Here is a 26,073-nt window from a genome sequence, read left to right as displayed (position 1 = left end):
CTCAGTACGCCAGCGAGCGGTCGACGGCATCCAGTACCCGGTCCAGGTTCGGCAGGTACTCCTCCTCCAGGCGGGCCGGCGGGTACGGGGCGTGGTAGCCGCCGACCCGGAGCACCGGGGCCTCCAGGTGGTAGAAGCAGCGCTCCGTGATCCGGGCGGCGATCTCCGCGCCCGAGCCGAAGAACACCGGCGCCTCGTGGACCACGACCAGGCGGCGGGTCTTCTCCACCGAGGCCTGGATCGAGTCGAAGTCGAGCGGGGAGACCGAGCGCAGGTCCAGCACCTCCAGGTTCTTGCCCTCCTCGGCGGCCGCGTCGGCGGCCTCCTGGCAGAGCTTCACCATCGGGCCGTAGGCGGCGAGGGTCAGATCGGTGCCCTCGCGGACCACCTGGGCCTTGTGCAGCGGGCCCGGGATCGCCTCCGTGCTGACCTCGCCCTTGTCCCAGTAGCGGCGCTTGGGCTCGAAGAAGATCACCGGATCGTCGCTCTGGATGGCCTGCTGCATCATCCAGTACGCGTCCGAGGCGTTCGACGGGCTGACCACCTTCAGGCCCGCCACGTGCGCGAAGAGCGACTCGGGGGACTCCGAGTGGTGCTCGACCGCGCCGATGCCGCCGCCGTAGGGGATGCGCACGACGACCGGCATCTTGACCTTGCCGAGCGAGCGGGCGTGCATCTTCGCGAGCTGCGTGACGATCTGGTCGTACGCGGGGAAGACGAAGCCGTCGAACTGGATCTCCACCACCGGGCGGTAGCCGCGCAGGGCCAGGCCGATCGCGGTGCCGACGATGCCCGACTCGGCGAGCGGGGTGTCGATGACGCGGCTCTCGCCGAAGTCCTTCTGCAGGCCGTCCGTCACCCGGAACACGCCGCCGAGCTTGCCGACGTCCTCACCCATGATCAGGACCTTGGGGTCGGAGTCCAGAGCGCGGCGCAGCGACTCGTTGATCGCCTTGGCCAGTGCCATCTTCTCGGCCATCTCAGTTACCCCCCTCGTCGGCGAACGACGCCTGGTACGCGGCGAACTGGGCGCGCTCCTCGTCGACGAGCGCGTGCCCGTCCGCGTAGGCGTTCTCGAAGATCGCGAAGCGGTCCGGGTCCGGCATGGCACGGACCGCCTCGCGCACTCGCCTGCCCAACGCCTCGGACTCGGTCTCCAGTTCCGCGAAGAACGCCTCGTCCGCGTGGTGGGAGGCCTCCAGGTAGCGGCGCAGGCGCAGGATCGGGTCCTTGGCCTCCCAGGCCTGGCGCTCCTCGTCGCCCCGGTAGCGGCTGGGGTCGTCGGAGGTGGTGTGGGCGCCCATGCGGTAGGTGAACGCCTCGACGAGGGTCGGGCCCTCGCCGGCGCGCGCCCGCTCCAGGGCCCAGCGGGTGACCGCGAGGCAGCCGAGCACGTCGTTGCCGTCGACCCGGACGCCCGGGAAGCCGAAGCCCTGGGCGCGCTGGTAGATCGGCACGCGCGACTGCTTCTCGGTCGGCTCGGAGATGGCCCACTGGTTGTTCTGGCAGAAGAACACGACCGGGGCGTTGTAGACCGCGGAGAAGGTGAAGGACTCGGCCACGTCGCCCTGACTGGAGGCGCCGTCGCCGAAGTAGGCGATCACCGCGCTGTCCGCGCCGTCCTTGGCGACGCCCATCGCGTAGCCGGTGGCGTGCAGCGTCTGGGAGCCGATGACGATCGTGTAGAGGTGGAAGTTGTTGCCGTTGGGGTCCCAGCCGCCGTTGTTCACGCCGCGGAACATGCCGAGCAGGTTGGTCGGGTCCACGCCCCGGCACCACGCGACGCCGTGCTCACGGTAGGTGGGGAAGACGTAGTCGTCGTCGCGCAGGGCCCGGCCGGAGCCGATCTGGGCGGCCTCCTGGCCGAGCAGCGAGGCCCACAGGCCCAGCTCGCCCTGGCGCTGCAGGGAGGTCGCCTCGGCGTCGAAGCGGCGGGTGAGCACCATGTCGCGGTAGAGGCCGCGGAGCTCCTCCGGGGTGACACCGGCGACGTACTTGTCGAACTCGGCGTTCTTGACGCGCTTGCCCTCGGGCGTCAGCAGCTGCACGAGCTGGGGCTCGGTGCCCTTCGCGCCGGCGTCCTTCTTGGCGGTGGTGCGGGTCGTGCGCTTGGTGCCGGTGGTGCCGGCCTTGCTTCCGGCGCTGCGTCGCGGTGTGCGCGCGGCAGTGCTCTCCACGGTCACGTGTGCTCCTCCGTCGGTCCAGCCCCCGGGGTTGCCGGTAGGCCAGTGCGGCTCACCTGTTCTCGACCCACGAGGCACGGGGTGGGTGCCACTCGGCCGGGAACAGGCGTGACAGGTGCCCCGGCGAGCGCCCTGCAGAAAGCACGTTACCCAGTGCGCCACATCTCTGTGAAACCCCCTCTGACCTGCGATTTTGCTTGGAAATCCAAGTAAATCGAGAAGACGGTGAAGGAGCCCTGGTCACAGCCTTGCAGGAGGCCGGAGCTACCGCACGTTAACCCGGTGACCCAGGTCACGGGAAGAGTCATTTTGCGGGCGCGCCACAACGGCACGCGCGCGTGGGCCCCGTCCCCGGGCCCCACGCGCGCGTGGATCATGCGTTTTCCCCGGCGGTCAGCCGCCGCCCTCGCCGCCCGGGCCGCCGACGACGCCGGTGGTGGTGCCCGCGTCGGTGCCGCCGGCCGTGTCGCCGGTCGGGGTTCCGCCGCCCGGGTCCGTGGGCTCCTCGTCGGTCGGCTCGCCGGTGGGCTCGTCGGTGGTCGGCTCGTCCGTCGGCTCGCCCGTGGGCGACTGCGGGGCGCTCTGCGACGGGGTGTAGGAGGGCGTGTAGGACGGCGTCCAGTTGCCGTTGCCGTTGCCCGTGCCGGTGCCGTCGTCCGTGGACGTGTCGGTCGGCTCGTCGGTCGCCTCGTCGCTCGGCGTCTCGCTGGGCTTCTTCTCCTCGGCCGTCTGCGAGGAGGTCGGCGACTGCTTCTTGCTCGGGTCGTCGTTGCCGCCGCCGGTGTTCTGCAGGGCCAGGGCGACGCCCGCCGCGATCGCGATCACCGCGAGCACGGCCAGGATCCACAGCTTGCCGCGGCCGCCGCCCCGGTTGCCCTGCCCCTCGAAGCCGCCGTCGTCGCCGTTGCCGTAGCCGGCGGGCAGGATCGGTGAGGGGATCTGCGTGGTGCCGGAGGCGTCCCCGGCCTGGCCCATCACGGCCGTGCCGGCGAAGCCGCCCGAGGGGGTGTGCCGGCCCTCGTGCAGGTCGACCGGGCCGGTGTTCCAGGTGCCGGTGTGGCCGCCCTGGTCGTAGAGCATCTGCAGCGCGTACTGGACCAGTCCGCGCATCTCCTCGGCCGTCTGGAAGCGGTCGTCGGGCTCCTTGGCGAGGGAGCGCATGACCAGGCCGTCCAGCTCCGGCGGGCAGGCGTCGGAGGCCTCGGACGGCGGGGTCGGGATGTCCTGGACGTGCTGGTAGACCACCGACAGCGGGGTCTCGCCGGTGAAGGGCGGGCGCAGCGAGAGCAGCTCGTACAGCAGGCAGCCCGTGGCGTACAGGTCGGAGCGGTGGTCGACGGCCTTGCCGAGGGCCTGCTCGGGGGAGAGGTACTGCGGGGTGCCCATGACCATGCCGGTCTGGGTCATCGTCGTGGACGCGCCGTGCAGGGCGCGGGCGATGCCGAAGTCCATCACCTTCACGGCGCCGTTGTGCGTGATGATGACGTTGGCCGGCTTGATGTCGCGGTGCACGATGCCGTGCTGGTGCGAGTACGCGAGCGCCTCCAGGACCCCGGAGACGATGATCAGCGCCTGCTCGGGGCCGGGCGCCTCCGCGTTGAGCAGCAGGTCCCGGATGGTGCGGCCCTCGACCAGCTCCATGACGATGTACGGCACGGACTGGCCGCCGACGAAGTCCTCGCCGGAGTCGTACACGGCGACGATCGCGTGGTGGTTGAGGCCCGCGACCGACTGTGCCTCACGCGTGAAGCGCGCCTTGGACACCGGGTCCTCGGCGAGGTCGGAGCGGAGCAGCTTGACGGCGACGGTGCGCCCGAGGCGGACGTCCTCGGCGGCGAACACCTCGGCCATGCCGCCCCGGCCGAGTCTGTGGGTCAGCCGGTACCGGCCGTCCCCGACCAGCCCGCCGTTCCCCCAGGACTCCGGCGCGTCCGACATGCCGCTGCCAGTCGCCTCGGGGTCGGACGGGCCCTGAGCGCGCTGCTGCTGTGCCATCAGTCCTCGCCGTCGTTTCTGCCCGCGGTGCGCGCGGTGTTGTTACGGTCTCCGTCGGCCACGCTACAGCCTCCGCGCAAGCCTCCGGTCCGAGACGGGTGCCAGGACCGGCACGAGACGGACGGGCCATGAAACCCGCACTCCGCACCGTCGTGCAAATTCTGTGTGCCGGCCGTACGCCCCCTGTAACGCTTCCGCGACGCTTCTTTCGCGTACGGTCACGGAACGGGCACCGAGCTTGACGTGTCAGTGGCCTGGGGCAGACTTGGCCGGGAATGACGGTGTGGATCAACGACGGATCGGCGACAGTCGGCGGCGCCTGCGGGGGCTACGGGGGACGGGGAACATGAGCCAGGACGGCGCACAGGGCCAGTACACGGGGCGGGCGCTCGCCAATGGCCGCTATCAGCTGCGCGACCTGCTCGGCCAGGGTGGCATGGCCTCGGTGCACCTCGCGTACGACAGCGTGCTCGACCGGCAGGTCGCGATCAAGACACTGCACACGGACCTCGGGCGGGAGCAGGCCTTCCGCGAGCGGTTCCGCCGCGAGGCCCAGTCCGTGGCCAAGCTCACGCACACCAACATCGTCTCGGTCTTCGACACCGGCGAGGACACCCTCGACGGCATGACGACGCCGTACATCGTCATGGAGTACGTCGAGGGCCGTCCCCTCGGCTCGGTCCTCGACGAGGACGTCCGGCAGCAGGGCGCGATGCCCGCCGACAAGGCGCTGAAGATCACCGCCGACGTGCTGGCGGCCCTGGAGATCAGTCACGAGATGGGCCTGGTCCACCGGGACATCAAGCCGGGCAACGTGATGATGACCAAGCGCGGCGTGGTCAAGGTCATGGACTTCGGCATCGCCCGCGCCATGCAGTCCGGCGTGACGTCGATGACGCAGACCGGCATGGTCGTCGGCACCCCGCAGTACCTCTCGCCGGAACAGGCCCTCGGCCGCGGTGTGGACGCCCGCTCCGACCTGTACTCGGTCGGCATCATGCTGTTCCAGCTGGTCACCGGCCGGCTGCCGTTCGACGCCGACTCGCCGCTGGCCATCGCGTACGCGCACGTCCAGGAGGAGCCGCCGGTCGCGTCCGCGATCAACCGCGCGCTGCCGCCCGCCGTGGACGCGCTGATCGCCCGCGCCCTGAAGAAGAACCCGAACGAGCGCTTCCCGAGCGCGGAGGCCATGCGCGGCGAGTGCCTGCGGGTCGCGGCCTCCTTCCAGGCCGCGCCGCCGAGCATCGTGCCGGGCACCCAGGCGCAGAGCGGCGCGGGCGTCGGCTCGGCCGTGTTCCCGCCGGTCGACCAGGCGACCCCGGCCCCCTCGGGCCAGGTGCAGACGCCGTACCAGCCGACCCCGCCGCCGAACCCGTACGGCACGCCCACCCCGTCCCCCGCCTACGGCTACCCGCAGCAGGGCGGCTACCAGACGCCGAACCCGGCCGCGTACTCCCCGCAGCCCGGGCCGTCGACCCCGCCGCCGTACAACCTGACGCCCCCGTCCGGGTCCGCGCCCTCCGGCGGCGGCCGGAGCAACAAGCCGGTGATCATCGGCTCGATCGTGGTGTCCGTCGTCGCGGTCGGCGGCCTGGTCGCGGCGCTGCTGATGAACGGCGGCAGCGAGGACGACAAGGGCGGCGGCGGCAGCAGCGCGAGCGCCTCGGCGTCCGCGGAGAAGAAGCCCGGCTACCGGGGCCCCGACCCGACCAAGACGATCGAGGCCGAGGAGTGCACCGAGCCTCAGGAGTCGTACAACGACCCCGACAAGATCGAGGTCCCGGACTTCAAGTTCAAGAACATCACGTCGGTCAAGGCCTGCGCGCAGGCGGCCGGCTGGCAGATCAACACGAAGAACGTCGACGAGAACACCTACGGCGAGGGCACGGTCATGAACCAGTTCCCGTCGAAGGGCACCGACGTCGACCCGGACGACATGCCGACGATCGAGCTCAACGTCTCCACGGGCAACCCCCCGTCCTGACGGCCTTCAGGGTTCCGGCACGGGGAAGGGCCCGGCGGCTTCGGCCGCCGGGCCCTTCCCCGTCCGTGACATCGCGCCGGGCTCTACAGGTACGGGCCGCCCGACCGGCCGCCCGGGTGCGGCTCGTCGAGGCCCTCGGCACCGACGCCCGGCGGGAGGGCGCGGCGCATCTGCTCCAGCTGGGCTCGGGCGGCCATCTGCTGGGCGAACAGCGTCGTCTGGATCCCGTGGAACAGCCCTTCCAGCCAGCCGACCAGCTGGGCCTGGGCGATGCGCAGCTCCGCGTCGCTCGGGGTGCCCTCGTCCGTGAAGGGCAGGGAGAGCCGCTCCAGTTCCTCGACCAGTTCGGGCGCCAGACCGTCCTCCAGCTCCTTCACCGAGCTGGCGTGGATCTCCTTCAGCCGGACCCGGCTGGCCTCGTCCAGGGGAGCCGCGCGCACTTCTTCCAGAAGCTGCTTGATCATGCTGCCGATGCGCATGACCTTCGCGGGCTGCTCCACCTGTTCCGTGACCGGGGTCTCGCGGGAGTCCTCGTCTCCGCCGCCACCGAGCGCCATGCCGTCCTGGCCCACGACCAGGATCTGCGGGTTCTCCGGCGACCTTTCGTTCCTCGGCATCTCCATGCGGCCATTCTCTCGCACGCCTGCACCTCACCTGTGTGGTGCCCCCGGGTGAGGCTGATCCACCGTGTCGGAGAAGACGCGCCGCCCGGGCGCGGGGTTGTCCGCCGCGTGCGGTTCCCCCTCCCGGGTGGCGGCCGGGCCCCGGCGCACGGGCCGCGATTCCGTCCGTCGGCCGAACCCGGAGTGCCGCGGGGCCGGGGCGGTGTGAGGCTGATGGCCTCGATATGACCGAACGTGCCGTTTCTGCCCCACCGGGCACGGCGGGAGGGGGTCACCCACGTGACTCCATGGCTACGCGCACTGCGGGCGACGGGACTGGTGGTCGCCCTGGGGGCGGGTGCGGTCGTCTCACCGTACGGGGCCGAGCGGTCCCACGGTGCCGTCCTGATCCACGACGAAGAGACCGGGGCCGGCGCCGTCGCCGCCCCCTCCGCCCGGCCCGTCCCGTCCGGGACGGCACAGCCCTCGCGGGCCGGCAGCCGGGCGGGCGAGGGGCGGCAGCGGCCGGGGCGGCCGCAGAGCACCGAGGAGGAACCGGACGCCGGTGACCGCACCACCGCGCCCGGGGCGTCCCGGGAGGCCCTCCCGCTGCCCACCGCACCGACGGAGCCGCCCGTGGGGGAGGCCGCCGCCGCCCGCGCCGACCGCCCCGTCGGCCCGGTCCTGCGGATCCTGCCGCTGGGCAGCGGGCTGGTGCTGATCGGCCTCGGCCTCGGCCTGGCGTTCGTCGGGCTCCGGCTGCGGCGTCCGGGCCCGTTCTAGGGCGCCTCAGCCGGCCGCCCCGGACCGCGGGAGAGTGCCGGGGCCTTTCCCCGGTGCCTAACCCTGCGGCGTGACCAGCAGTACCTTGCCGATGTGGCCGCTCTCCTCCACGACCCGGTGGGCGGCGGCCGCCTCCCGCATCGGCAGTTCGCGGTCGACGACCGGGCGCAGCGCGCCCTCGGCGAACAGCGGCCAGACGTGTTCGCGGACGGCCGCGACGATGGCGGCCTTCTCCTCCCGCGGCCGGGCCCGCAGGGACGTGGCGGTGACCGCGGCCCGCTTGGCGAGCAGGGCGCCGATGTTCAGCTCGCCCTTGACGCCGCCCTGCATGCCGATGATCGCCAGCCGGCCGTTGACGGCGAGGGCCCGGACGTTGCGCTCCAGATACTTGGCGCCCATGTTGTCGAGGATGACGTCGGCACCGGCCCCGTCGGTGGCCTTCCTGACCTCCTCGACGAAGTCCTGCTCGCGGTAGTTGACCAGGATGTCCGCGCCCAGTTCGGCGCACCGGTCCAGCTTCTCGCGCGTGCCGGCCGTGACGGCGACCCGGGCGCCGAGGGCCTTGGCCAGCTGGATGGCCATGGTGCCGATGCCGCTGGAGCCGCCGTGCACGAGCAGCGTCTCGCCGGGGCGCAGGTGCGCGACCATGAAGACGTTCGACCAGACCGTGCAGACCACCTCGGGCAGCGCCGCGGCCTGCTTCAGGTCCACGCCCGCGGGCACGGGCAGCAGCTGCCCGGCCGGGACCGCCACCTTCTCGGCGTAGCCGCCGCCGGCCAGCAGCGCGCACACCTCGTCGCCGACGTTCCAGCCGGAGACGCCGGGGCCGATCCCGGCGACGCGCCCGGAGCACTCCAGCCCTGGGTAGGGGGACGCGCCGGGCGGCGGGTCGTAGAAGCCCTGCCGCTGCAGGAGGTCGGCGCGGTTGACGGCCCCGGCCGTCACCTCGACCAGGACCTCGCCCTCGCCGGGCACCGGGTCGGGGACCTCGTCCCAGACCAGCGCCTCGGGCCCACCGGGTTCGGGAATCGTGATCGCATACATGGAGGGGACGCTACCCCCAGGTCCCGGGACCGAGTCCGGTCCGTCCCGAGGCCGGTGTCCGCTACGCCGTTGGTCCCGTCTTCGCGAAAACCGGTGTGCGGGACCGATGAGTTTGCGCGACGGTGAAGGTCTCCCCATGCGTAGCCCCCGTGCAGCGGAAGGACCCGAAGCATGAGCACGCAAGCGTCCGGCCTGGCGATCGAGACCGCAGGGCTGGTGAAGACCTTCGGCGAGACGAGGGCCGTCGACGGAGTCGACCTGGCCGTGCCCGCGGGCACGGTCTACGGCGTCCTCGGCCCGAACGGCGCCGGCAAGACCACCACCGTGAAGATGCTCGCCACGCTCCTGCGCCCGGACGGCGGCCAGGCGCACGTCTTCGGGCACGACGTCGTCCGCGAGGCCGACGAGGTGCGCGGCCGGGTGAGCCTCACCGGCCAGTACGCCTCGGTCGACGAGGACCTCACCGGCACGGAGAACCTGGTCCTGCTGGGCCGGCTGCTCGGCCACCACAAGAAGGCCGCCCGGGAGCGGGCCGCGCAGCTGCTGGAGGCCTTCGCGCTCACCGAGGCGGCGGGCAAGCAGGTCAAGCAGTACTCGGGCGGCATGCGGCGCCGGATCGACATCGCCGCGTCCATCCTCAACACCCCCGACCTGCTGTTCCTGGACGAGCCGACGACCGGCCTCGACCCGCGCAGCCGCAACCAGGTGTGGGAGATCGTGCGGGCCGTGGTCGCCCAGGGCACCACCGTGCTGCTGACCACGCAGTACCTGGACGAGGCGGACCAGCTGGCGTCCCGGATCGCCGTCATCGACCGGGGCCGGGTGATCGCCGAGGGCACCAAGGGCGAGCTGAAGTCGTCCGTGGGCGCCGGATCCGTGCATCTGCGGCTGCGCGAGGCCGACCGGCGTCCCCTCGCGGCCGACCTGCTGGGCCGGGCCCTCGGCGCGCGGGTGCAGCTGGAGCCCGACCCGGTGGCCCTGACCGCCCGCCTCGGCTCGGCCGCGGACGGCGACTCCGCCGCCGAGCAGGCCTCCCGTGCGCTGGGCGAGCTGGCCCGGGCCGGGATCACCGTCGACAACTTCTCCCTGGGCCAGCCCAGCCTGGACGAGGTGTTCCTCGCCCTCACCGGGCACGACACGCACGACTCCCCCGACCACTCCACCGACCCGAAGGACGAGGTGGCGGCATGAGCACCGCGACGACCACCGAGAGCAAGGAACTGGCCCCCGTCAGCACCGAGTCCCTCACCGCGCTCCTCATCGCCAAGGAGCGGCCGCCGCGGCCCAGCGCGTGGTCCGCGTCGATGACCTTCGGCTGGCGGGCGATCCTGAAGATCAAGCACGTGCCGGAGCAGCTCTTCGACGTCACGGCGTTCCCGATCATGATGGTGCTGATGTACACGTACCTGTTCGGCGGGGCGCTGGCCGGCTCGCCGAAGGAGTACATCCAGTTCCTGCTGCCGGGCATCCTCGTGATGTCGGTCGTGATGATCACGATGTACACGGGCGTCTCGGTGAACACCGACATCGAGAAGGGCGTCTTCGACCGGTTCCGCAGCCTGCCGATCTGGCGCCCCTCGACGATGGTCGGGTACCTGCTCGGCGACGCCCTGCGGTACACGATCGCGTCGGTCGTGATGCTGACCGTCGGCATGATCCTGGGCTACCGGGCGGACGGCGGGGTCGGGGGAGTGCTCGCCGGGATCGCCCTGCTGGTGCTGTTCTCGTTCTCCTTCTCGTGGATCTGGACCATGTTCGGGCTGCTGCTGCGCACCGAGAAGTCGGTGATGGGCGTCAGCATGATGGTGATCTTCCCGCTCACCTTCCTGTCCAACGTCTTCGTCGACCCGAAGACCATGCCGGGCTGGCTGCAGGCCTTCGTCAACAACAGCCCCGTGACGCACCTGGCGTCGGCGGTGCGCGGTCTGATGGGCGGCGACTGGCCGGCCGACGAGATCGCCTGGACGCTGGGCTGGGCCGGGCTGTTCGTGCTGGTCTTCGGCCCCATCACGATGCGGCTGTACAACCGCAAGTAGCGCTGGCGCACGCGACCGGCCCCCGCGCACGAGGTGAGTGCGCGGGGGCCGGTCGCGTGCCCGCCCGGGGCGGCGGGCGCCGTCAGTCGCGGTGCAGGGGCCGGATGTCGGGCGCGACCCGGGTCTCCGGTGTCTTGCGGACGATGGTGATCAGGCGGTCGGCGAGCTCCAGCCTCCCCACGGCCGGGTCGTCGTAGCCGAGCACCCGGTGCCCTCGTATGACACTGACCACCAGGTCGGTGACCTCGCGCGGCGTCTTGCCCACCTCGGCCTTGACGACCGGGCGCTCGATGATGTCGAGTCCGCTGCCCTGGTGGATGAGGTCCTCCATGACCATGCCCGCGGAGGGGCTGAGCACGGAGAGGCCGAGCAGCCGGCCGGCGGCGCTGGCACTGGTGATGACGGCGTCGGCGCCGGACTGCTTGAGCAGGGGCGCGTTCTCCTCCTCGCGGACGGCGGCCACGATCTTCGCCCCGCGGTTGAGCTGCCGGGCCGTCAGCGCCACCAGCACCGCCGTGTCGTCGCGCTGGGTGGCGATGATGATCTGGCGCGCCTTGTGCACCTCGGCCCGCTTCAGCACCTCGCTGCGGGTGGCGTCCCCGACGATGCCGGCGTAGCCCTCGGCGGTCGCGGCGTCTATCACCTTGGAACTGGGGTCGACCACGACGACCTGTTCCTTCTTCAGCCCCGTCGCGCAGACGGTCCGGATCGCCGAGCGGCCCTTGGTGCCGAAGCCGATGACGACGGTGTGATCGCGCAAGGTGGACCTCCAGCGGGTCAGCCGCCACTCCTCACGGGTGCGCTCGGTGAGGGCTTCGAGGGTCGTACCGACCAGGATGATCAGGAACAGCACGCGCAGGGGCGTGATGACGAGGATGTTGGTGAGCCGGGCGCTTTCGCTGGCCGGGGTGATGTCACCGTAGCCGGTGGTGGAGAGCGTGACGGTGGCGTAGTAGAAGGCGTCGAGGAAGCTGACGCCTCCGCCCGCGTTGTCGTTGTAGCCGCTGCGGTCGGCGTAGACGATCAGCGCGGTCACGACGAGGACCAGCAGGGCGACGGAGAGCCGTTTGGCGACCTGGCGGAACGGGTGCTCCACCACCTTCCTCGGGAGGGACACCCGATGGGTCACCAGATGCTCGTCGGCCTGGCGGGCGATCGCGTCCTGGCCCGGAAGTTTCACGTGAAACACACCCCGATTCCTGCGGACGCCCAGGGCAGGTCGAGCAGTTCCGCCTCCTGCCCGGGTTGTGCGCCGCCCGGCGGTACGACGGCCAGCGCGTCGGCCGCGGCGATGCCGCGCAGCATGGCCGGGCCGTTGTAGTGCAGCGGCACGGCCCGGTCGCCGCGCAGGGCGACGGGGACGAGCCGCGTGTCGTGCGGGTGCCCCTGGACGCCGTCCCGCACCGGCAGCGTGTACGCCTCGGGGGCCTGGCGGGCGGCGAGGATGCGCAGCAGCGGCTCGGCGAGCGTCAGCAGCCCGGAGACGGCGGCGAGCGGATTGCCCGGCAGCCCGACCAGGTGCTGGGTCGGTGTGGTCCGCGCCAGCAGCATGGGGTGGCCGGGGCGGACCTCGACGCCGTCGACGAGGAGCTCCGCCCCGAGCCGGCGCAGTGTGGGATGGACGTGGTCGACCGGGCCCGCCGCGGTGCCACCGGTGGTGACGACCAGGTCCGCCTCGCAGACGCCGATCGCCTCGTGCAGGGCGTCGGCGTCGTCACGGACCCGCCGTACGGCGGTGACCTCGGCCCCGAGCGCCCGCAGCCAGGGCGGCAGCATCGGGCCGAGAGCGTCCCGGATCAGCCCGTCGTGCGGCAGCCCCTCGGTGAGCAGTTCGTCGCCGAGGACGAGGACCTCGGCCGTCGGGCGCGGGACGGCGGTGAGGGTGTCGTACCCCGCCGCCGCGGCGAGTCCGAGCACGGCCGGGGTGACGAGGGTGCCCACGGGCAGGAGCTGGTCCCCGGTGCGGCACTCCTGGCCCCGCGGGCGGATGTCCTGACCGGTCATGACGTCCCGGATCGCGTGCAGGCGGCCCTTGTCGTCGGTGCGGCCGTGCTCGCTGCGCAGGACGGCGCTGGTGTCCTGGGGGATGCGGGCGCCGGTGGCGATCGGGACGGCCTCGCCGTCGGTGAGGCGAGCGGGCCCGGCGTGCCCGGCCAGGACACCCTCGTCGCGCACGTGCCAGGGGGCGGGGCCGCAGACCGCCCAGCCGTCCATCGCGGAGGTGTCGAAGGAGGGCAGGTCGGTGAGGGCGTCGAGCGGGGCGGCCAGGGTGAGGCCGAGGGCGGCGCCCAGCGGCACGGAGACGGGAGCGCGCCGGGCGGCCCGGACGGCGTCGCGCGCGGCCCGTTCCGCGACGGCGCGGGCCTCCGGCCAGGGCGTGGCGCGGTGGCGGTCGGGGGGCGCCGGGGTGTCCTGCTGCCGGGGCGTGGAGGTGCTCGGCGCCTCGCTCCGGGCGGCGGGGCCGCGCGGCGGGCGGCCGCTGCTGTCGTTCACGAGGGCGAGCACCTCCTCGACGTCGAGGTCCTCGGCGTCCTCACCGGTGCGGCTGCCGGGCGGGGTCATCCGGCGTCCGGCCGGGTGTCGGGGGTGGCGTCGGGGGCGACGTCGGCCCGGGGCGCGGCGGCGGACGGCCCGTCGCCGGAGGTGCTCTCCTCGGCCCAGCGCGTCGCGAGCGCCGCGGCCTTGCGGGCGGCCTCGGCGACCGCCTCGGGGCCGCCGCCCGCCCGGGCGGCCGCGTAGCCGACCAGGAAGGTGGTCAGCGGCGCCGCGGGCCTGGCCACTCCGTGCGCGGCGTCGCGGGCGAGATCGAGCAGGCCGTGGGTGTCGACGTCGAGGTCGAGGCCCAGTTCGTCCTTGACGGCGGAAATCCATTCATCCAACACGTGCCCATGCTCCCTGATACGTGCCCTGGCGGTGGCGATGTCGTCCCAGGTGTCGCAGTCGAAGGACGCGACGGGATCGGCGATGCGGGTGAGGTGCAGTCCGGCGACCAGGCGCCGCAGCGGAAGACCGTGCGGGCCGCCGTGCCGGGCGGCGAGGAGCGCGAGCGTCTCCCGCAGGCGCGGCGCGCGGTACGCCGCCACGAGCGGCTGGTCGCGGCCGTCGGGGTCGGTCAGCAGCGCCCCGTCGGCGCCGCTCGCGCGCAGCGTGTCCAGGAGCCGGCCGACGGTCCGCTCGTCGAGGAAGGGCAGGTCGGCCGAGACCACCAGGACGTGCTCCGCCGTGGTGTGCCGCAGCCCGGCGTCGAGCGCGGCGAGCGGGCCACCGCCGGGCGGGTCCTCGCGGGCCCAGGTCACGGGCCGCGCGGTCGGCCGGGGCGCGGCGACCACGACGGTGGTGCCGGCGCCCGCGCACGCCGCGAGCACACGGTCGAGCAGGGGCCGCCCGCCCACGCGCACACCGGGTTTGTCCGCGCCGCCCAGGCGCCGGGCGGCGCCGCCGGCGAGCACGACGGCGTCGTACGCGGCGTGCTCCGCCGGCTGCTCGCGGCCGGTCGCGACGCCGGGTCCACCGGGGTGCTGGTGTGCGGTCACACCCCGAGTATGCGTGCCCCCGCGATCACACGGAACGCGGGGGAAGCGACGCGATCACGAGCGGCTGCTCGCGGCAGGAACAGGAATCACAGCGTCCGCAGCAGCACCGCCGGTTGTTCCACGCAGTCCGCCACGTACCGGAGGAAACCGCCCGCCACGCCGCCGTCGCACACCCGGTGGTCGAAGGTGAGCGAGAGCTGGACGACCTGGCGCACCGCCAGCTCGCCCTCGTGCACCCACGGCTTGGGGACGATGCGGCCGACACCGAGCATGGCGGCCTCGGGGTGGTTGATGATCGGGGTGGAGCCGTCGACACCGAAGACGCCGTAGTTGTTCAGCGTGAACGTCCCGCCGGTGAGGTCCGCCGGGGTCAGCGTCCCGGCCCGGCCCGCCTCGGTCAGCCGGGCGAACTCCGCGGTCAGCGACTCGGCGTCGCGCGCGTGGGCGTCCCGTACGACCGGGACGACCAGCCCGCGGTCGGTCTGCGCCGCGAAGCCCAGGTGCACGTGATCGAACCGGACGATCTCCCGGGCCTCCGTGTCCACCGTGGAGTTGAGCTCCGGGAAACGGGCCAGGGCAGCGGTGCAGATCCGGGCCAGCAGGGCCAGGAGGGAGATCTTCGGGCCCCCGGCCGCGTTCATGGCCGCGCGCGCCCGCATCAGCTCCGTGGCGTCGGCGTCCACCCAGCAGGTCGCGTCCGGGATCTCCCGGCGGCTGCGCGCCAGCTTGTCGGCGACGGCGCCGCGGACGCCCTTGAGGGGCGTGCGGATCTCGCCGGGGGCCGCGGTCGCGGAGGACCGGATCGCGGGGGCTGCCGGGGCGGCCGCCTGTGGCGCGGGCACGTGCGGCTGCGCCGCCGGGGCGGCCGCGCCGCCGCGGCCCGCCGCGCGCAGCGCGTACTCCACGTCCGCCCGCAGGATCAGCCCGTCCGGGCCGGAGCCCGTCAGTTCGCGCAGGTCGAGGCCGTTCTGCCGGGCCAGCCTGCGGACCAGGGGCGAGATGACCGGGACGGGTCCGTCGTCGACGGCGAGGCCGCCCGCGTGCCCGTTCACCGGGCGGGCGGAGCCGCCGGCCTCCGTCCGTACGGCCGCGCCGGCGCGGGCGGATCCGGCCGCACCGGTCCCGCCGTCCGGGGCCGCCTCGGCCCGCCCGTTCGCGGCGGCGCCGGGGCGTGCGCCATCGGCGGCGGCCGCCGTGGAGGCACCCGTCACCGGCCGTCCCGGCCGGACCCTGCGGCGCCGCGCGGGCGCCTCGGACGTGCCGTACCCGACGAGGACGTTGCCCGAGCCGTCACCTCCGGCCCGGGACGAGCCCGCGCCACCGTCACGGGACGCGCCCGCGGCCCCGCCACCGGACGAGGACCCGGCACCGGCACCGGACAAGGACCCGGCGCCGGGGTCCGCGCTGCCGCCGGACGGCGTCCGCTCCCCCACCGCCACGGTGATCAGCGGCGCCCCGACGGGCAGCTCCGTACCCTCCTCGCCGAAGCGGGCCGTGACCACACCGCCGTAGGGGCAGGGCACCTCGACCATCGCCTTGGCCGTCTCGACCTCGACCACCGGCTGGTCGATGGCGACGACGTCGCCCACCTCGACCAGCCAGCGCACGATCTCCGCCTCGGTGAGCCCCTCTCCGAGGTCGGGCAGCTTGAACTCCAGCACCTGTGCCATCAGCTCTCGGCCTCCCACTGCAGGCGCCCCACGGCGTCCAGGATCCGGTCCACACCGGGCAGGTGGTGGCGCTCCAGCATCGGCGGCGGGTACGGCAGGTCGAACCCGGCCACACGCAGCACCGGCGCCTCCAGGTGGTGGAAGCAGCGCTCCGTGACCCGGGCGGCGATCTCCCCGCCCGGGCCCCCGAAGGAGCCCGACTCGTGGACCACGACCGCGCGTCCCGTCCGCCGCACCGAGGCGCACACCGTCTCGTCGTCGAACGGCACCAGGGAGCGCAGGTCGACGACTTCGAGGTCCCAGCCCTCGGCCCGGGCCGCCTCGGCCGCCTCCATGCAGACGGGTACGGACGGCCCGTACGTGATGAGCGTGGCGCTCCGGCCCGAGCACCGCACCACCGCGCGGCCGATCGGTTCAACGGGCGTGGGCTCCTCGGGGTTCCAGGAGTCCTTCGACCAGTAGAGCCGCTTGGGCTCCAGGAAGACGACCGGGTCGTCCGAGGCGATGGAGGCGCGCAGCAGCCCGTAGGCGTCGGCGACGGTCGCGGGCGTGACCACATGGAGCCCCGGAGTCGCCATGTAGTACGCCTCGGAGGAGTCGCTGTGGTGCTCCACGCCGCCGATGCCGCCACCGTAGGGGACGCGGATGGTGAGCGGCAGGGGCATCTTCCCGCGCGTGCGGTTGCGCATCTTCGCGACGTGCGAGACCAGCTGCTCGAACGCCGGGTAGGCGAACGCGTCGAACTGCATCTCCACGACCGGGCGCAGGCCGTACATGGCCATGCCGACGGCGGTGCCGAGGATGCCCGCCTCGGCCAGCGGGGTGTCCGTGCAGCGGTCCTCGCCGAACTCCTCGGCGAGTCCGTCGGTGACGCGGAAGACGCCGCCCAGGGTGCCGACGTCCTCGCCCATGACGTGCACGGCGGGGTCGGCGGCCATCGCGTCGCGCAGGGCGCGGGTGAGGGCCTGTGCCATGGTGGCCGGCTTGACGGCGACGGTGGTCATCGGTGGGTGCCCTCCTCCTCGGCCTCGGCCTCCAGCTCGGCCCGCAGCTGCTCCCGCTGCTCGCGCAGCTGGGGCGTGGGCTCGGCGTAGACGTGGGTGAACAGGTCCATCGGGTCCAGGACCGGGTCCTGGTTCATCTGCTCGCGCAGGGCGGCGGCCATGGTCTCGGCGTCCTGGCGGGCGGCCTCGATGCCGGCCTCGTCGAGCAGCCCCCGCGCGGTCAGCTCGCGCTCCAGCAGCACGATCGGGTCGTGCGCGCGCCAGGCCTCGACCTCGGCGTCGCCGCGGTAGCGGGTCGCGTCGTCGGCGTTGGTGTGGGCGTCCATGCGGTAGGTGATCGCCTCCACCAGGGTGGGTCCGCCGCCCGCGCGGGCGTGGCGCACGGCGTCGGAGAGCACCTCGTGCACGGCGGCGGCGTCGTTGCCGTCGACCAGGCGGCCGGGGATGCCGTAGCCGACGGCCTTGTGGGCCAGCGACGGGGCCGCGGTCTGCTTGGCGAGCGGGACGGAGATCGCGAAGCCGTTGTTCTGCACGAGGAAGACGACCGGGGCCTGCCAGACCGCGGCGAAGTTCAGCGCCTCGTGGAAGTCGCCCTCGCTGGTGCCGCCGTCGCCGACCATGGCCAGCGCCACCACGTCGTCGCCCTTGAGGCGGGCGGCGTGCGCGAGGCCCACGGCGTGCGGCAGCTGCGTGGCGAGCGGGGTGGACAGGGGGGCGACCCGGTGCTCGTAGGGGTCGTAGCCGGTGTGCCAGTCGCCGCGCAGCAGCGTGAGCGCCTGGGCCGGCTCCACGCCCCGGGCGACCACGGCGAGCGTGTCCCGGTAGCTCGGGAAGAGCCAGTCGCGCTCCTGGAGCACCATCGCGGCGGCGACCTCGCAGGCCTCCTGGCCGGTGGTGGAGGGGTAGACGGCGAGGCGGCCCTGCTTGGTGAGGGCGGTGGCCTGCGCGTTGTAGCGGCGGCCGCGGACCAGCTGGGCGTAGAGCGTCCGCAGCAGCTCCGGGTCGGCCTTGGCGGCCGCCTCGGTGCCGAGGACGCGGTACGGCTCCGCGTCGGGCAGCAGCGGCGCGGGGTCGGTACGCGGCTGCCAGGCGGGCGGCGGGGTCGGCCGGTACGCGCCCCGCTGCTCCATGACCGTCATGACGGCACCTCCTCGTGGGAGCGGCTTGGAGGCACGTCGGCTGTGATGCGCCTCACCTACCGATTGTTCGGTCGTCGGCACATTTTGGCTACGGGTGGCCTCAGGCTGTGGACAAACGGTTCTCCACAACCTGAGATGGACGCAGTACGTCCATGGCGGGGAGGGTGGCGCGGGTGGCATCTGAACAAATGGCCGAAAGCCAGGACGACAGCGGCTCGCTGCCGCCGGCCCGGCCGCTGGACGCCGTCGACCAGGACATCCTGCGCATGCTCCAGGCGGACGGCCGCGCCTCGATACGGTCGGTCGCCGAACGGGTCCACGTCTCGCGCGCCAACGCCTACGCCCGCATCAACCGGCTCGTCGAGGACGGCGTCATCCGCGGTTTCGGCGCCCGCGTCGACCACGAGCGGGCCGGTCAGGGCACGTCCGCGTACATCACGCTGAAGATCGTGCAGAACTCCTGGCGCACGGTGCGCGAGCAGCTCAGACAGCTGCCCGGTGCCTCTCACATCGCCCTGGTGGGCGGGGATTTCGACGTGCTGCTGCTGGTGCACGTGTCCGACAACCGGTCGCTGCGCGAGCTGGTGCTGACCCGGCTCCAGGCGATCCCGGAGGTGCTCAGCACGCGCACGCTGCTGGTCTTCGAGGAGGAGGACCTGGAGCCGCAGGGCTGAGCCGAGCCGCTCCCCGCCGCCCTCAGCCGCTCCCCGCCGGTCTCAGCCGCTCCTGCGCAGCCCCCCGAACGCCAGCTGCACCACCGCGTCGGCCACCTCGCGCTCGTTCATCCCGCGCCCGTCGGGCCGGTACCACTCGACGATCGAGTTGATCATCCCGAAGACCAGCCGGGTCACCAGCCGGACCTCCACGTCGCCGCGCACGTCCCCGTCGGCCGCCGCCGCCTTGAGCAGGTCGGCGACCCGGTGGTCGAAGTCGCGGCGGCGCTCCAGGGCCCACCGCTCGGTGCCGGTGTTGCCGCGCACGCGCAGCAGCAGCGTCACATAGGGCAGTTCGGCTATCAGCACCTCGACCATGCGCCGCACGACGTACTCCAGGCGCTCGGCGGCGCGCCCCACGCGCGCGTGCTCCTCGTCGAGGATCCCGAAGAGGCCGTCCAGGGCCCGGCTCACGGCCCGGCGCAGCAGCTCCTCCTTGCCGGTGACGTGGTGGTAGATCGAGGACTTGGAGATGCCGGCCGCCCTGGACAGGTGCTCCATGGAGGTGCCGTCGTAGCCGCGCTCGTTGAACACCCGGACGGCGACGGACAGCAGCGTGTCCGGGGTGTAGGTGTCGCGCTTGGCGGTGGTCATGAGGCGTTGCCCTCCCGCTGGTCGGAGGCGTGGGCGTGGCGGTACAGCGCGAGGGAGGGCGCGTAGCGCCCCGAGGGGTCGCGCAGGTGCAGGTCGTCCAGGAGCGCGTAGGCCCAGGAGCGGCCGAGCCTGCGGCTCCACTCGAAGGGCCCCAGGGGGTAGTTGACACCGAGGCGCATCGCGGTGTCGATGTCCTCCTCGGTGGCGACGCCCTTGGCGACCGCGTCGTGCGCGAGGTCGATGATCCGGGCGACCGTGCGGGCGACGATCATGCCGGGCACGTCACCGATGACGGTGACCTTCTTGCCGAGCGCCTGGAACAGGCCGATGGCCTCGGCGAGGGTCTGCGGGGCGGTGTCCTGGGAGGCGGCCAGGGCGATCCGGGTCGCCTTGCGGTAGTCGAGGGCCAGGTCGAAGTAGACGACGTCCCGGAACTCCACGGAGGTCTGCCCGTCGGCGAGGGCCAGCTGCCCGCCACCGGGCAGCACCAGCCGGGTGCCGTTGTCCTCGTCCTCCTCGCGGACCTGGATGCCCGCCTCCCGGATCAGCGCGAGCAGGTCGGAGGCGGGGCCCAGGTCGCCCTCGGCGACGACGTAGGCGGGCGGCTGCCGCTCGTCCGCCGTGTCCGGTTCCGGACGCTCGGCGCCGTCCTGGTGGTCGTACCAGCCCCGGCCGCTCTTGCGGCCCAGCCGGCCCGACTCGACCAGGCGCCGCTGGGCGAGGGACGGCGTGAAGCGCACGTCCTGGAAGAACGACTCCCACACCGACCGCGTGACCGACTCGTTGACGTCCTGGCCGATCAGGTCGGTCAGCTCGAACGCGCCCATCCGGAAGCCGCCCGACTCGCGCAGCACGGCGTCGATGGTCGCCGGGTCGGCGCCCTGCGCCTCGTACACCGCGAAGGCCTCGGCGTAGAAGGGCCGGGCGATGCGGTTGACGATGAAACCGGGGGTGTCCGCGCAGGCGACCGGCGTCTTGCCCCAGGCGCGGGCGGTCTCGTACGCGCGCGTGGCGTAGGTGACGTCGGTGGCGAAGCCGGAGACGACCTCGACCAGCGGCAGCAGCGGGGCGGGGTTGAAGAAGTGCAGGCCCACGAAGCGGCCCGGGACGCGCAGGGCGCCGCCGATGGCGGTGACGGACAGCGAGGAGGTGTTGGTGGCGAGCAGGCAGTCGTCGTCGACGACGTCCTCCAGCTCGCGGAACAGCTCCTGCTTGACGTCCAGCCGCTCCAGGACCGCCTCGACGACCAGCGAGCAGTCCGCGAGTTCGGCGAGGGTCTCGGCGGGCAGCAGCCGGGCGCGGGCGGCGTCCCGGTCGGCGGCGGTGAGCCGCTCCTTCTCGACGAGCCGGTCGAGGCGGGCCCCGATCGCGTCGGCCGCCTGCCGCGCCCGCCCCGGGAGGGCGTCGTACAGCCGTACCGGATGGCCCGCGACCAGCGCGACCTGGGCGATTCCCTGGCCCATGGTGCCGGTGCCGACGACGGCCACGGGGCTGCTGAGGTCCAGTGCTGTCATGTGCGCGATCCTCCCGCACGGGGTTTTCCACAGATGCGGCGGACCCCCTTGAACCGACCGATCGTTCGGTTACTCTAGCTCTGTCCGAGTGTTCCTGCCCAGGTTTCTGCCCAGGTCATGAACTCGACGAGGAGTTCTTGAGACGAGGAGTTGGTCACCCATGACCGCCGCACTCTCGGCGCACGAGCTGATCGCCCGGCACCGGTCCACCCTCGACCAGGCGCTGGAAGCGATCCGCACGCGCGCGTACTGGTCCCCGCACCCCGAGCACCCCAAGGCCTACGGGGAGAACGGCAGCCTGGACGCGGCGGCGGGCAAGGCCGCCTTCGACGCCCTGCTCGGCTCCCGCCTCGACCTCGGCCAGCCCGGCACGGACGACTGGGTGGGCGGTGAGAGCTCCCCGTACGGCATCGACCTGGGCGTGACGTACCCGCACGCGGACCTCGACGTGCTGCTGCCCGCCATGAAGGCCGGGCAGCGGGCCTGGCGGGACGCGGGCGCGGAGCAGCGGGCGGTCGTCTGCCTGGAGATCCTCAAGCGCATCAGCGACCGGACGCACGAGTTCGCGCACGCGGTCATGCACACCTCCGGCCAGGCGTTCATGATGGCGTTCCAGGCGGGCGGGCCGCACGCGCAGGACCGCGGTATGGAGGCGGTGGCGTACGCGTACGTGGAGCAGGTGCGCACGCCCGACAACGCCGAGTGGACCAAGCCGCAGGGCAAGCGCGACCCGCTGGCGATGACCAAGCAGTTCACCCCGGTCCCGCGCGGCATCGCACTGATGATCGGCTGCAACACGTTCCCGACGTGGAACGGCTACCCGGGCCTGTTCGCCTCCCTCGCCACGGGCAACGCGGTCCTGGTCAAGCCCCACCCGCGCGCGGTGCTGCCGCTCGCCCTCACCGTGCAGGTGGCCCGCGAGGTGCTCGCCGAGACCGGCTTCGACCCGAACCTGGTGGCCCTGGCCGCCGAGCGCCCCGGCGAGGGCATCGCCAAGACGCTCGCGCTGCGCCCCGAGATCCGGATCATCGACTACACGGGCTCGACGGAGTTCGGCGACTGGCTGGAGGCCAACGCCCGGCAGGCGCAGGTCTACACGGAGAAGGCCGGCGTCAACACGGTCGTCGTGCACTCCACGGCGGACTACCAGGGCATGCTCTCCAACCTGGCGTTCTCGCTGTCCCTGTACAGCGGCCAGATGTGCACCACGCCGCAGAACCTGCTCGTCCCGCGCGAGGGCATCACCACCGACCAGGGCCCCAAGTCCTACGACGAGGTGGTCGCCGATCTCGCCCGGGCGGTGGACGGGCTGCTGGGTGACGACGCCCGGGCCAACGCGCTGCTCGGCGCGATCGTCAACCCGGACGTGAAGGCCCGTCTGGAGGCCGCGGCGGGGCTGGGCGAGGTCGCCCTGGCCTCCCGGGAGATCACCAACCCGGACTTCCCCGGTGCGGTCGTGCGCTCGCCGGTCATCGTGAAGCTGGACGGGGCCAAGCCGGACGCCGAGGCCGCGTACATGAGCGAGTGCTTCGGGCCGGTGTCCTTCGCCGTCGCCGTCGACTCGGTCACGGACGCGGTGGAGCTGCTGGGCCGGACCATCCGCGAGAAGGGCGCGATGACGGTCGGCGCGTACACCACCGACCCCGAGGTCGAGCAGGCCGTGCAGGAGGTGTGCCTGGAGGAGGCGGCACAGCTGTCGCTGAACCTGACCGGCGGGGTGTACGTGAACCAGACGGCCGCGTTCTCCGACTTCCACGGCTCGGGCGGCAACCCGGCGGCCAGCGCGGCCCTGTGCGACGGGGCGTTCGTGGCGAACCGGTTCCGGGTGGTCGAGGTACGCAGGGAGGCCTGACCCTCAGGGGTGCGGGGTGCGGGGTGCGGTCGCTGTGCGGCCGCGGGCCGTCCGTGGTTGTCAGCGCCGTTCCCCGCGCCCCTGACGGGGCGCTGCCAGGCTCCAGTGGTACAGCGTCATCGCCACACTCGTCGCCAGGTTGTAGCTGCTGACCTGAGGGCGCATCGGCAGGGACAGCAAGTGGTCGGCGCGGGCGCGGAGTTCGGCCGACAGACCCGTGCGTTCCGAGCCGAACGCCAGGACGGCGTCGTCCGGGAGCCGTACGCCCCGGAGGTCGTCGCCCTCCGGGTCGAGGGCGAACAGGGGGCCCGGGGGCAGTTCGTCGACGGTCAGGCGTTCCACCGCCGTCGCGAAGTGCAGGCCCGCGCCGCCGCGCACGACGGTCGGGTGCCAGGGGTCGACCGTCCCGGTCGTCACCACGCCGGTCGCCCCGAAACCGGCCGCCAGGCGGATCACCGCGCCCGCGTTGCCGAGGTTGCGCGGGTTGTCCAGGACCACGACCGGGGCCGTGCGCGGGGCGTGCGCCAGCCGCTCCAGGTGGGACGCGCGCGAGGGGCGCACGGCCAGGGCCGCCACGGCCGTCGGGTGCGGGCGCGGCACGAGCGAGGTGTACGTCCCGTGCGGGACCTCCGTCAGCAGCGCGTCCAGCGTGTCCCGCACGTCCGGGGCCAGCTCGTCCGCCAGGGCGAGCGCGGCCGCCCGGTCGGCGGTGACCGCCACCGGCACCTCGGCACCGAACCGCAGCGCGTGCTTGAGGGCGTGGAAGCCGTCGAGCAGGACGGTGGTGCCGGCGAGCCGGTGCCAGCCGGTGACGGGGTCGGTCATGCCCCGAAGCCTACGTGCGTGGTCTCGTGGCTCTCGTGCCCGCGCTGCCCGGGCAGCCGCGGGCGCTCGGCGCGGCGGCGCGTGAGCCGGTCGCGCACGCGGGCCGCCCCGGCGCCCAGACGGCCCAGGAAGGCCGTCGGCAGGAACACCGCGTCCGCCGCGATCATCGCGAGCGAGAAGAACGGCAGGCCGAGGACGACGGCGATCCCGACGTGCTCGGTGATCATGACCGCGAGCAGGACGTTCTTCACCCGCCGGTTGAACAGCGTGAACGGGAAGGCGACCTGGACGAGGACCGTCCCGTAGGTCACCAGCATCACGAGCGTGCCACTGGCGGACAGCAGGTCGGCGAGGGCGGGCCAGGGCGAGAACGACTCCAGGTGGAGCGGGTAGTAGACGGCGGTGCCGTCCTGCCAGCGCGAGCCCTGGATCTTGTACCAGCCCGCCGTCGCGTAGATCAGGCACGCCTCGGCCATGATCACGAGCAGGGCGCCGTTGTGCACGACGTTGGCGACGACGTCGAGCATGATCCGCGGCTCGCCCGGGCCGGCGCGGCGGCCGGCCAGCCACCACAGCGCCTGTGCCGTCCACACGGTCCACAGCAGCGCCGGGATCAGCCAGTCGCCCTGCATCCGGCCGACCAGCGTCACCGCGATCAGCGCACACCCCAGCACACCCCACAGGGCCGGTCCCGTCCGGTCGGTGACCCGCTCGCCGCGCGCGCGGGCCGCCCGGGCCCGCGCGGCCCGCCGGGCGTCCAGCGACCACACCTGCGCGCAGCGCGTGAACACCAGGTAGATCGACATCAGGTGCAGCACGTTGTCGCCGCCGTCGCCCATGAAGACGCTGCGGTTCTGCAACGACAGCACGCCGACCATGAACAGCACCGACATGGTGCGGGTGCGCCAGCCCAGCAGGAGCAGGGCGCTGGTGAGGATCGACAGCGCGTAGACGGTCTCGGACCAGACGCGGCCGTCGGACCACATCAGGGCGGTGAAGGCGCCGTTGCTGCTGATCAGCTGCTCGGCCAGGCCCCAGCTCCACGGGCCGTCGGGGCCGTAGAGCTCCTGGCGGTGGGGGAGCTCGCGGAGCAGGAACAACAGCCAGGTGGCGCTGAAGCCGATGCGGACGACGGCGGTCTGGTGGGGGCCGAGGGCGGCCTCGGTCACCCGGGCGATGCCGCGCGAGACGGCGAGGGAGAAGCGGTTCACCGCACGCCTCCCAGGGCCTCGTCGCGCGGCACCTTCCACCAGGGCAGCTCACGGTAGGAAGGCGTGGTGGAGACCTTCTCCCGGCTCCACTCGGGCGGGGGCACGTTGCTGGTGCGGGAGCGCACCTGCACCCGCTCCAGGACCCCGCCGCCCCCGGTCGTGGCCCGCACGGCGTCGTTGCGGTCCAGGCGCAGCACCGCGATCCGGCGCAGATACGCCTCGGACAGCGCGCCGCGCATGCCCACCGGGCGGTTCTGGCCGTCGTGGGTGGCGACGAAGAAGTCCCAGGCGCGGCGCAGCTCGTTCTGCTGGGTGTGGCTGGGCAGCGGGTTGCCGTCGACGGCCCGGCCGTCCTCGGCGGACAGGTCGTACCAGCCGCTGGTCACGGTCATGCCGTCCGTCCCGCGCACCGAGGCCCGGACCTGGACGGAGATGTTCTGCTGCAGCGGGTTGGGGGCGAACAGCTTCCAGTTCTGCTCGAACTCCGGGTAGATCCAGTCGTCCACGGCCTCGCCGTGCTGCCTGGTGACGGTGTTCGCCGGCGCGACGTGCAGGAAGGTCATCCCGAGGTGGACACAGACCCCGACCGCGACGACCGCGAGGGCCAGCGCGACACCGATCCGGTAGGGCAGCGAGAGCAGGGCGACACCGGACCGGGGCTCCCCGGGCGGGTGGGCCGCCCAGGGCGTAGCGGGCTGCTGGGCTGTCCGGGGCGGACCGGTCCGGCGGGTCGTCCAGGGCGAACCGGGCTCGGCAGGCAGCTGTTCAGGCTCTGCCGATACCGCCCCGGGTTCGGCAGGCGACTGACCGGACTCGGCCGGTGACGGAACAGGTTCGGCAGGCGACTGACCGGACTCGGCAGACAGCTGAACGGACTCGGCCGGTGGCGGACCGGACTCGGCAGACAGCTGAACGGACTCGGCCGGTGGCGGACCGGGCTCGGCAGGCGGTCGGCCGGGCTCCGCGGGTGGGTCCGGCCGGGGTGGCACGCCCGGGCCGTTCCGGGCGGTCGAGCCCTCGTCGTACGCGTCCATTCCGCCCCGTTCCACGATCCCGCCCCGTCGTTCCGTCCGCCCGGTCGCGAGGGCGTCGCACCGCACCGCGCACCGCTGCGCGATCCCGGCACCGGCACGGTACTCAGGCCGCCCACCCCGGCACAGCCCCTCCCGGCCGGTCCGGGCCGTGGCCGTCGCCACACCGGGCAGGCCGACCGTACGGGCGCTCGGGCCGCCCCGGGCCCCGGTCCCCTCGGCTCACAGGGGACCCCCGCAGGTTATCCACAGGCCGCCCGGCCGGTCGTCCACAGGAGTGACACCCTACGGCCCCGCCCGTACACCCCTTCTCTTCTTCTGGAACCTGTTCTATCTGACATGCCGTCAGCTCAACGGAGG

At 73.2% G+C, this 26,073-nt stretch carries 22 protein-coding genes; 6 read left to right on the top strand and 16 right to left on the bottom strand.

Translation table 11 applies throughout. The annotated features are described in order from the left end of the window. Position 1 precedes the first annotated feature (1 nt). The 3 genes from ACPXCS_RS04885 to ACPXCS_RS04875 form a co-directional block, all read right to left on the bottom strand. Positions 2 to 979, bottom strand: coding sequence for an alpha-ketoacid dehydrogenase subunit beta (locus ACPXCS_RS04885; RefSeq protein ID WP_425944199.1), 978 nt, complete (start codon positions 977 to 979; stop codon positions 2 to 4). Between the two features lies 1 nt (position 980). Beyond that, entirely contained in the window at positions 981 to 2,183 is a 1,203-nt protein-coding gene (pdhA, locus tag ACPXCS_RS04880; protein WP_425944201.1) for a pyruvate dehydrogenase (acetyl-transferring) E1 component subunit alpha, read from the bottom strand. Positions 2,184 to 2,576: 393 nt separating this feature from the next. Then, positions 2,577 to 4,178, bottom strand: coding sequence for a protein kinase domain-containing protein (locus ACPXCS_RS04875; protein WP_425944203.1), 1,602 nt, complete (start codon positions 4,176 to 4,178; stop codon positions 2,577 to 2,579). A gap of 346 nt (positions 4,179 to 4,524) precedes the next feature. Between ACPXCS_RS04875 and ACPXCS_RS04870 the strand changes: the two genes are divergently transcribed. Beyond that, positions 4,525 to 6,162 (top strand): protein kinase domain-containing protein, encoded by a 1,638-nt coding sequence (locus ACPXCS_RS04870; protein WP_425944205.1) that lies wholly within the window; start codon positions 4,525 to 4,527, stop codon positions 6,160 to 6,162. Between the two features lie 83 nt (positions 6,163 to 6,245). Here the strand turns inward: ACPXCS_RS04870 and ACPXCS_RS04865 are convergent, their stop codons facing one another. Then, positions 6,246 to 6,785: a bacterial proteasome activator family protein gene (locus ACPXCS_RS04865; protein ID WP_425944207.1), complete on the bottom strand. Its 540-nt coding sequence runs from the start codon at positions 6,783 to 6,785 to the stop codon at positions 6,246 to 6,248. Between the two features lie 279 nt (positions 6,786 to 7,064). Here ACPXCS_RS04865 and ACPXCS_RS04860 point away from each other — a divergent pair, with 279 nt between their 5' ends. Beyond that, on the top strand, positions 7,065 to 7,547 hold the full coding sequence (locus ACPXCS_RS04860; RefSeq protein WP_425944209.1) for a hypothetical protein: 483 nt from the start codon (positions 7,065 to 7,067) through the stop codon (positions 7,545 to 7,547). A 57-nt stretch (positions 7,548 to 7,604) separates the two neighbouring features. Here the strand turns inward: ACPXCS_RS04860 and ACPXCS_RS04855 are convergent, their stop codons facing one another. Continuing rightward, a complete protein-coding gene (locus tag ACPXCS_RS04855) occupies positions 7,605 to 8,591 on the bottom strand; it encodes an NAD(P)H-quinone oxidoreductase (RefSeq protein WP_425944211.1) in 987 nt (328 codons plus the stop codon). 171 nt (positions 8,592 to 8,762) lie between these two features. On the opposite strand from ACPXCS_RS04855, the gene ACPXCS_RS04850 reads away from it, so the two are divergent. Both ACPXCS_RS04850 and ACPXCS_RS04845 read left to right on the top strand, forming a co-directional pair. Beyond that, complete coding sequence (locus ACPXCS_RS04850; protein WP_425944213.1) at positions 8,763 to 9,782, top strand: ATP-binding cassette domain-containing protein; 1,020 nt, start codon at positions 8,763 to 8,765, stop codon at positions 9,780 to 9,782. Further along, entirely contained in the window at positions 9,779 to 10,627 is an 849-nt protein-coding gene (locus tag ACPXCS_RS04845) for an ABC transporter permease (protein ID WP_425944215.1), read from the top strand. The genes ACPXCS_RS04850 and ACPXCS_RS04845 overlap by 4 nt, the downstream gene beginning before the upstream one ends. Before the next feature lie 82 nt (positions 10,628 to 10,709). Here ACPXCS_RS04845 and ACPXCS_RS04840 read toward each other — a convergent pair whose 3' ends face one another. From ACPXCS_RS04840 to pdhA (ACPXCS_RS04815), 6 genes are all read right to left on the bottom strand, one after another. Beyond that, a complete protein-coding gene (locus tag ACPXCS_RS04840; protein WP_425944217.1) occupies positions 10,710 to 11,807 on the bottom strand; it encodes a potassium channel family protein in 1,098 nt (365 codons plus the stop codon). Then, entirely contained in the window at positions 11,804 to 13,189 is a 1,386-nt protein-coding gene (locus ACPXCS_RS04835) for a molybdopterin molybdotransferase MoeA (protein ID WP_425944219.1), read from the bottom strand. Before ACPXCS_RS04835 ends, ACPXCS_RS04840 begins: the two co-directional genes overlap by 4 nt. After that, a complete protein-coding gene (locus ACPXCS_RS04830) occupies positions 13,186 to 14,160 on the bottom strand; it encodes an NTP transferase domain-containing protein (protein ID WP_425944221.1) in 975 nt (324 codons plus the stop codon). The genes ACPXCS_RS04835 and ACPXCS_RS04830 overlap by 4 nt, the downstream gene beginning before the upstream one ends. Before the next feature lie 86 nt (positions 14,161 to 14,246). Then, positions 14,247 to 15,830, bottom strand: coding sequence for a dihydrolipoamide acetyltransferase family protein (locus ACPXCS_RS04825; RefSeq protein ID WP_425944223.1), 1,584 nt, complete (start codon positions 15,828 to 15,830; stop codon positions 14,247 to 14,249). Further along, entirely contained in the window at positions 15,830 to 16,834 is a 1,005-nt protein-coding gene (locus tag ACPXCS_RS04820) for an alpha-ketoacid dehydrogenase subunit beta (RefSeq protein ID WP_425944225.1), read from the bottom strand. Before ACPXCS_RS04820 ends, ACPXCS_RS04825 begins: the two co-directional genes overlap by 1 nt. Next, entirely contained in the window at positions 16,831 to 17,973 is a 1,143-nt protein-coding gene (gene pdhA / locus ACPXCS_RS04815) for a pyruvate dehydrogenase (acetyl-transferring) E1 component subunit alpha (RefSeq protein ID WP_425944227.1), read from the bottom strand. The genes ACPXCS_RS04820 and pdhA (ACPXCS_RS04815) overlap by 4 nt, the downstream gene beginning before the upstream one ends. A 188-nt stretch (positions 17,974 to 18,161) precedes the next feature. Between pdhA (ACPXCS_RS04815) and ACPXCS_RS04810 the strand changes: the two genes are divergently transcribed. Then, positions 18,162 to 18,647 (top strand): Lrp/AsnC family transcriptional regulator, encoded by a 486-nt coding sequence (locus tag ACPXCS_RS04810; protein ID WP_425944526.1) that lies wholly within the window; start codon positions 18,162 to 18,164, stop codon positions 18,645 to 18,647. 42 nt (positions 18,648 to 18,689) lie between these two features. On the opposite strand, the gene ACPXCS_RS04805 is transcribed toward ACPXCS_RS04810, so the two are convergent. Further along, complete coding sequence (locus ACPXCS_RS04805; protein WP_425944229.1) at positions 18,690 to 19,280, bottom strand: TetR/AcrR family transcriptional regulator; 591 nt, start codon at positions 19,278 to 19,280, stop codon at positions 18,690 to 18,692. Further along, entirely contained in the window at positions 19,277 to 20,794 is a 1,518-nt protein-coding gene (locus ACPXCS_RS04800) for a 3-hydroxyacyl-CoA dehydrogenase (RefSeq protein ID WP_425944231.1), read from the bottom strand. The genes ACPXCS_RS04805 and ACPXCS_RS04800 overlap by 4 nt, the downstream gene beginning before the upstream one ends. A gap of 160 nt (positions 20,795 to 20,954) precedes the next feature. On the opposite strand from ACPXCS_RS04800, the gene paaN reads away from it, so the two are divergent. Next, complete coding sequence (gene paaN, locus ACPXCS_RS04795; protein ID WP_425944233.1) at positions 20,955 to 22,646, top strand: phenylacetic acid degradation protein PaaN; 1,692 nt, start codon at positions 20,955 to 20,957, stop codon at positions 22,644 to 22,646. A gap of 60 nt (positions 22,647 to 22,706) precedes the next feature. Here the strand turns inward: paaN and ACPXCS_RS04790 are convergent, their stop codons facing one another. From ACPXCS_RS04790 to ACPXCS_RS04780, 3 genes are read right to left on the bottom strand one after another with little or no spacing between them, the layout of a single operon-like run. Next, positions 22,707 to 23,471, bottom strand: coding sequence for a TrmH family RNA methyltransferase (locus ACPXCS_RS04790; protein ID WP_425944235.1), 765 nt, complete (start codon positions 23,469 to 23,471; stop codon positions 22,707 to 22,709). Beyond that, positions 23,468 to 24,682 (bottom strand): HTTM domain-containing protein, encoded by a 1,215-nt coding sequence (locus ACPXCS_RS04785; protein WP_425944237.1) that lies wholly within the window; start codon positions 24,680 to 24,682, stop codon positions 23,468 to 23,470. Before ACPXCS_RS04785 ends, ACPXCS_RS04790 begins: the two co-directional genes overlap by 4 nt. Next, a complete protein-coding gene (locus ACPXCS_RS04780) occupies positions 24,679 to 25,716 on the bottom strand; it encodes a DUF5819 family protein (protein ID WP_425944239.1) in 1,038 nt (345 codons plus the stop codon). Before ACPXCS_RS04780 ends, ACPXCS_RS04785 begins: the two co-directional genes overlap by 4 nt. Positions 25,717 to 26,073 lie beyond the last annotated feature (357 nt).

The sequence above is a fragment of the Streptomyces sp. DT190 genome (assembly GCF_049846985.1).
Taxonomy (GTDB): Bacteria; Actinomycetota; Actinomycetes; order Streptomycetales; family Streptomycetaceae; genus Streptomyces.
This window is presented reverse-complemented; position numbering and strand designations above follow the sequence as displayed.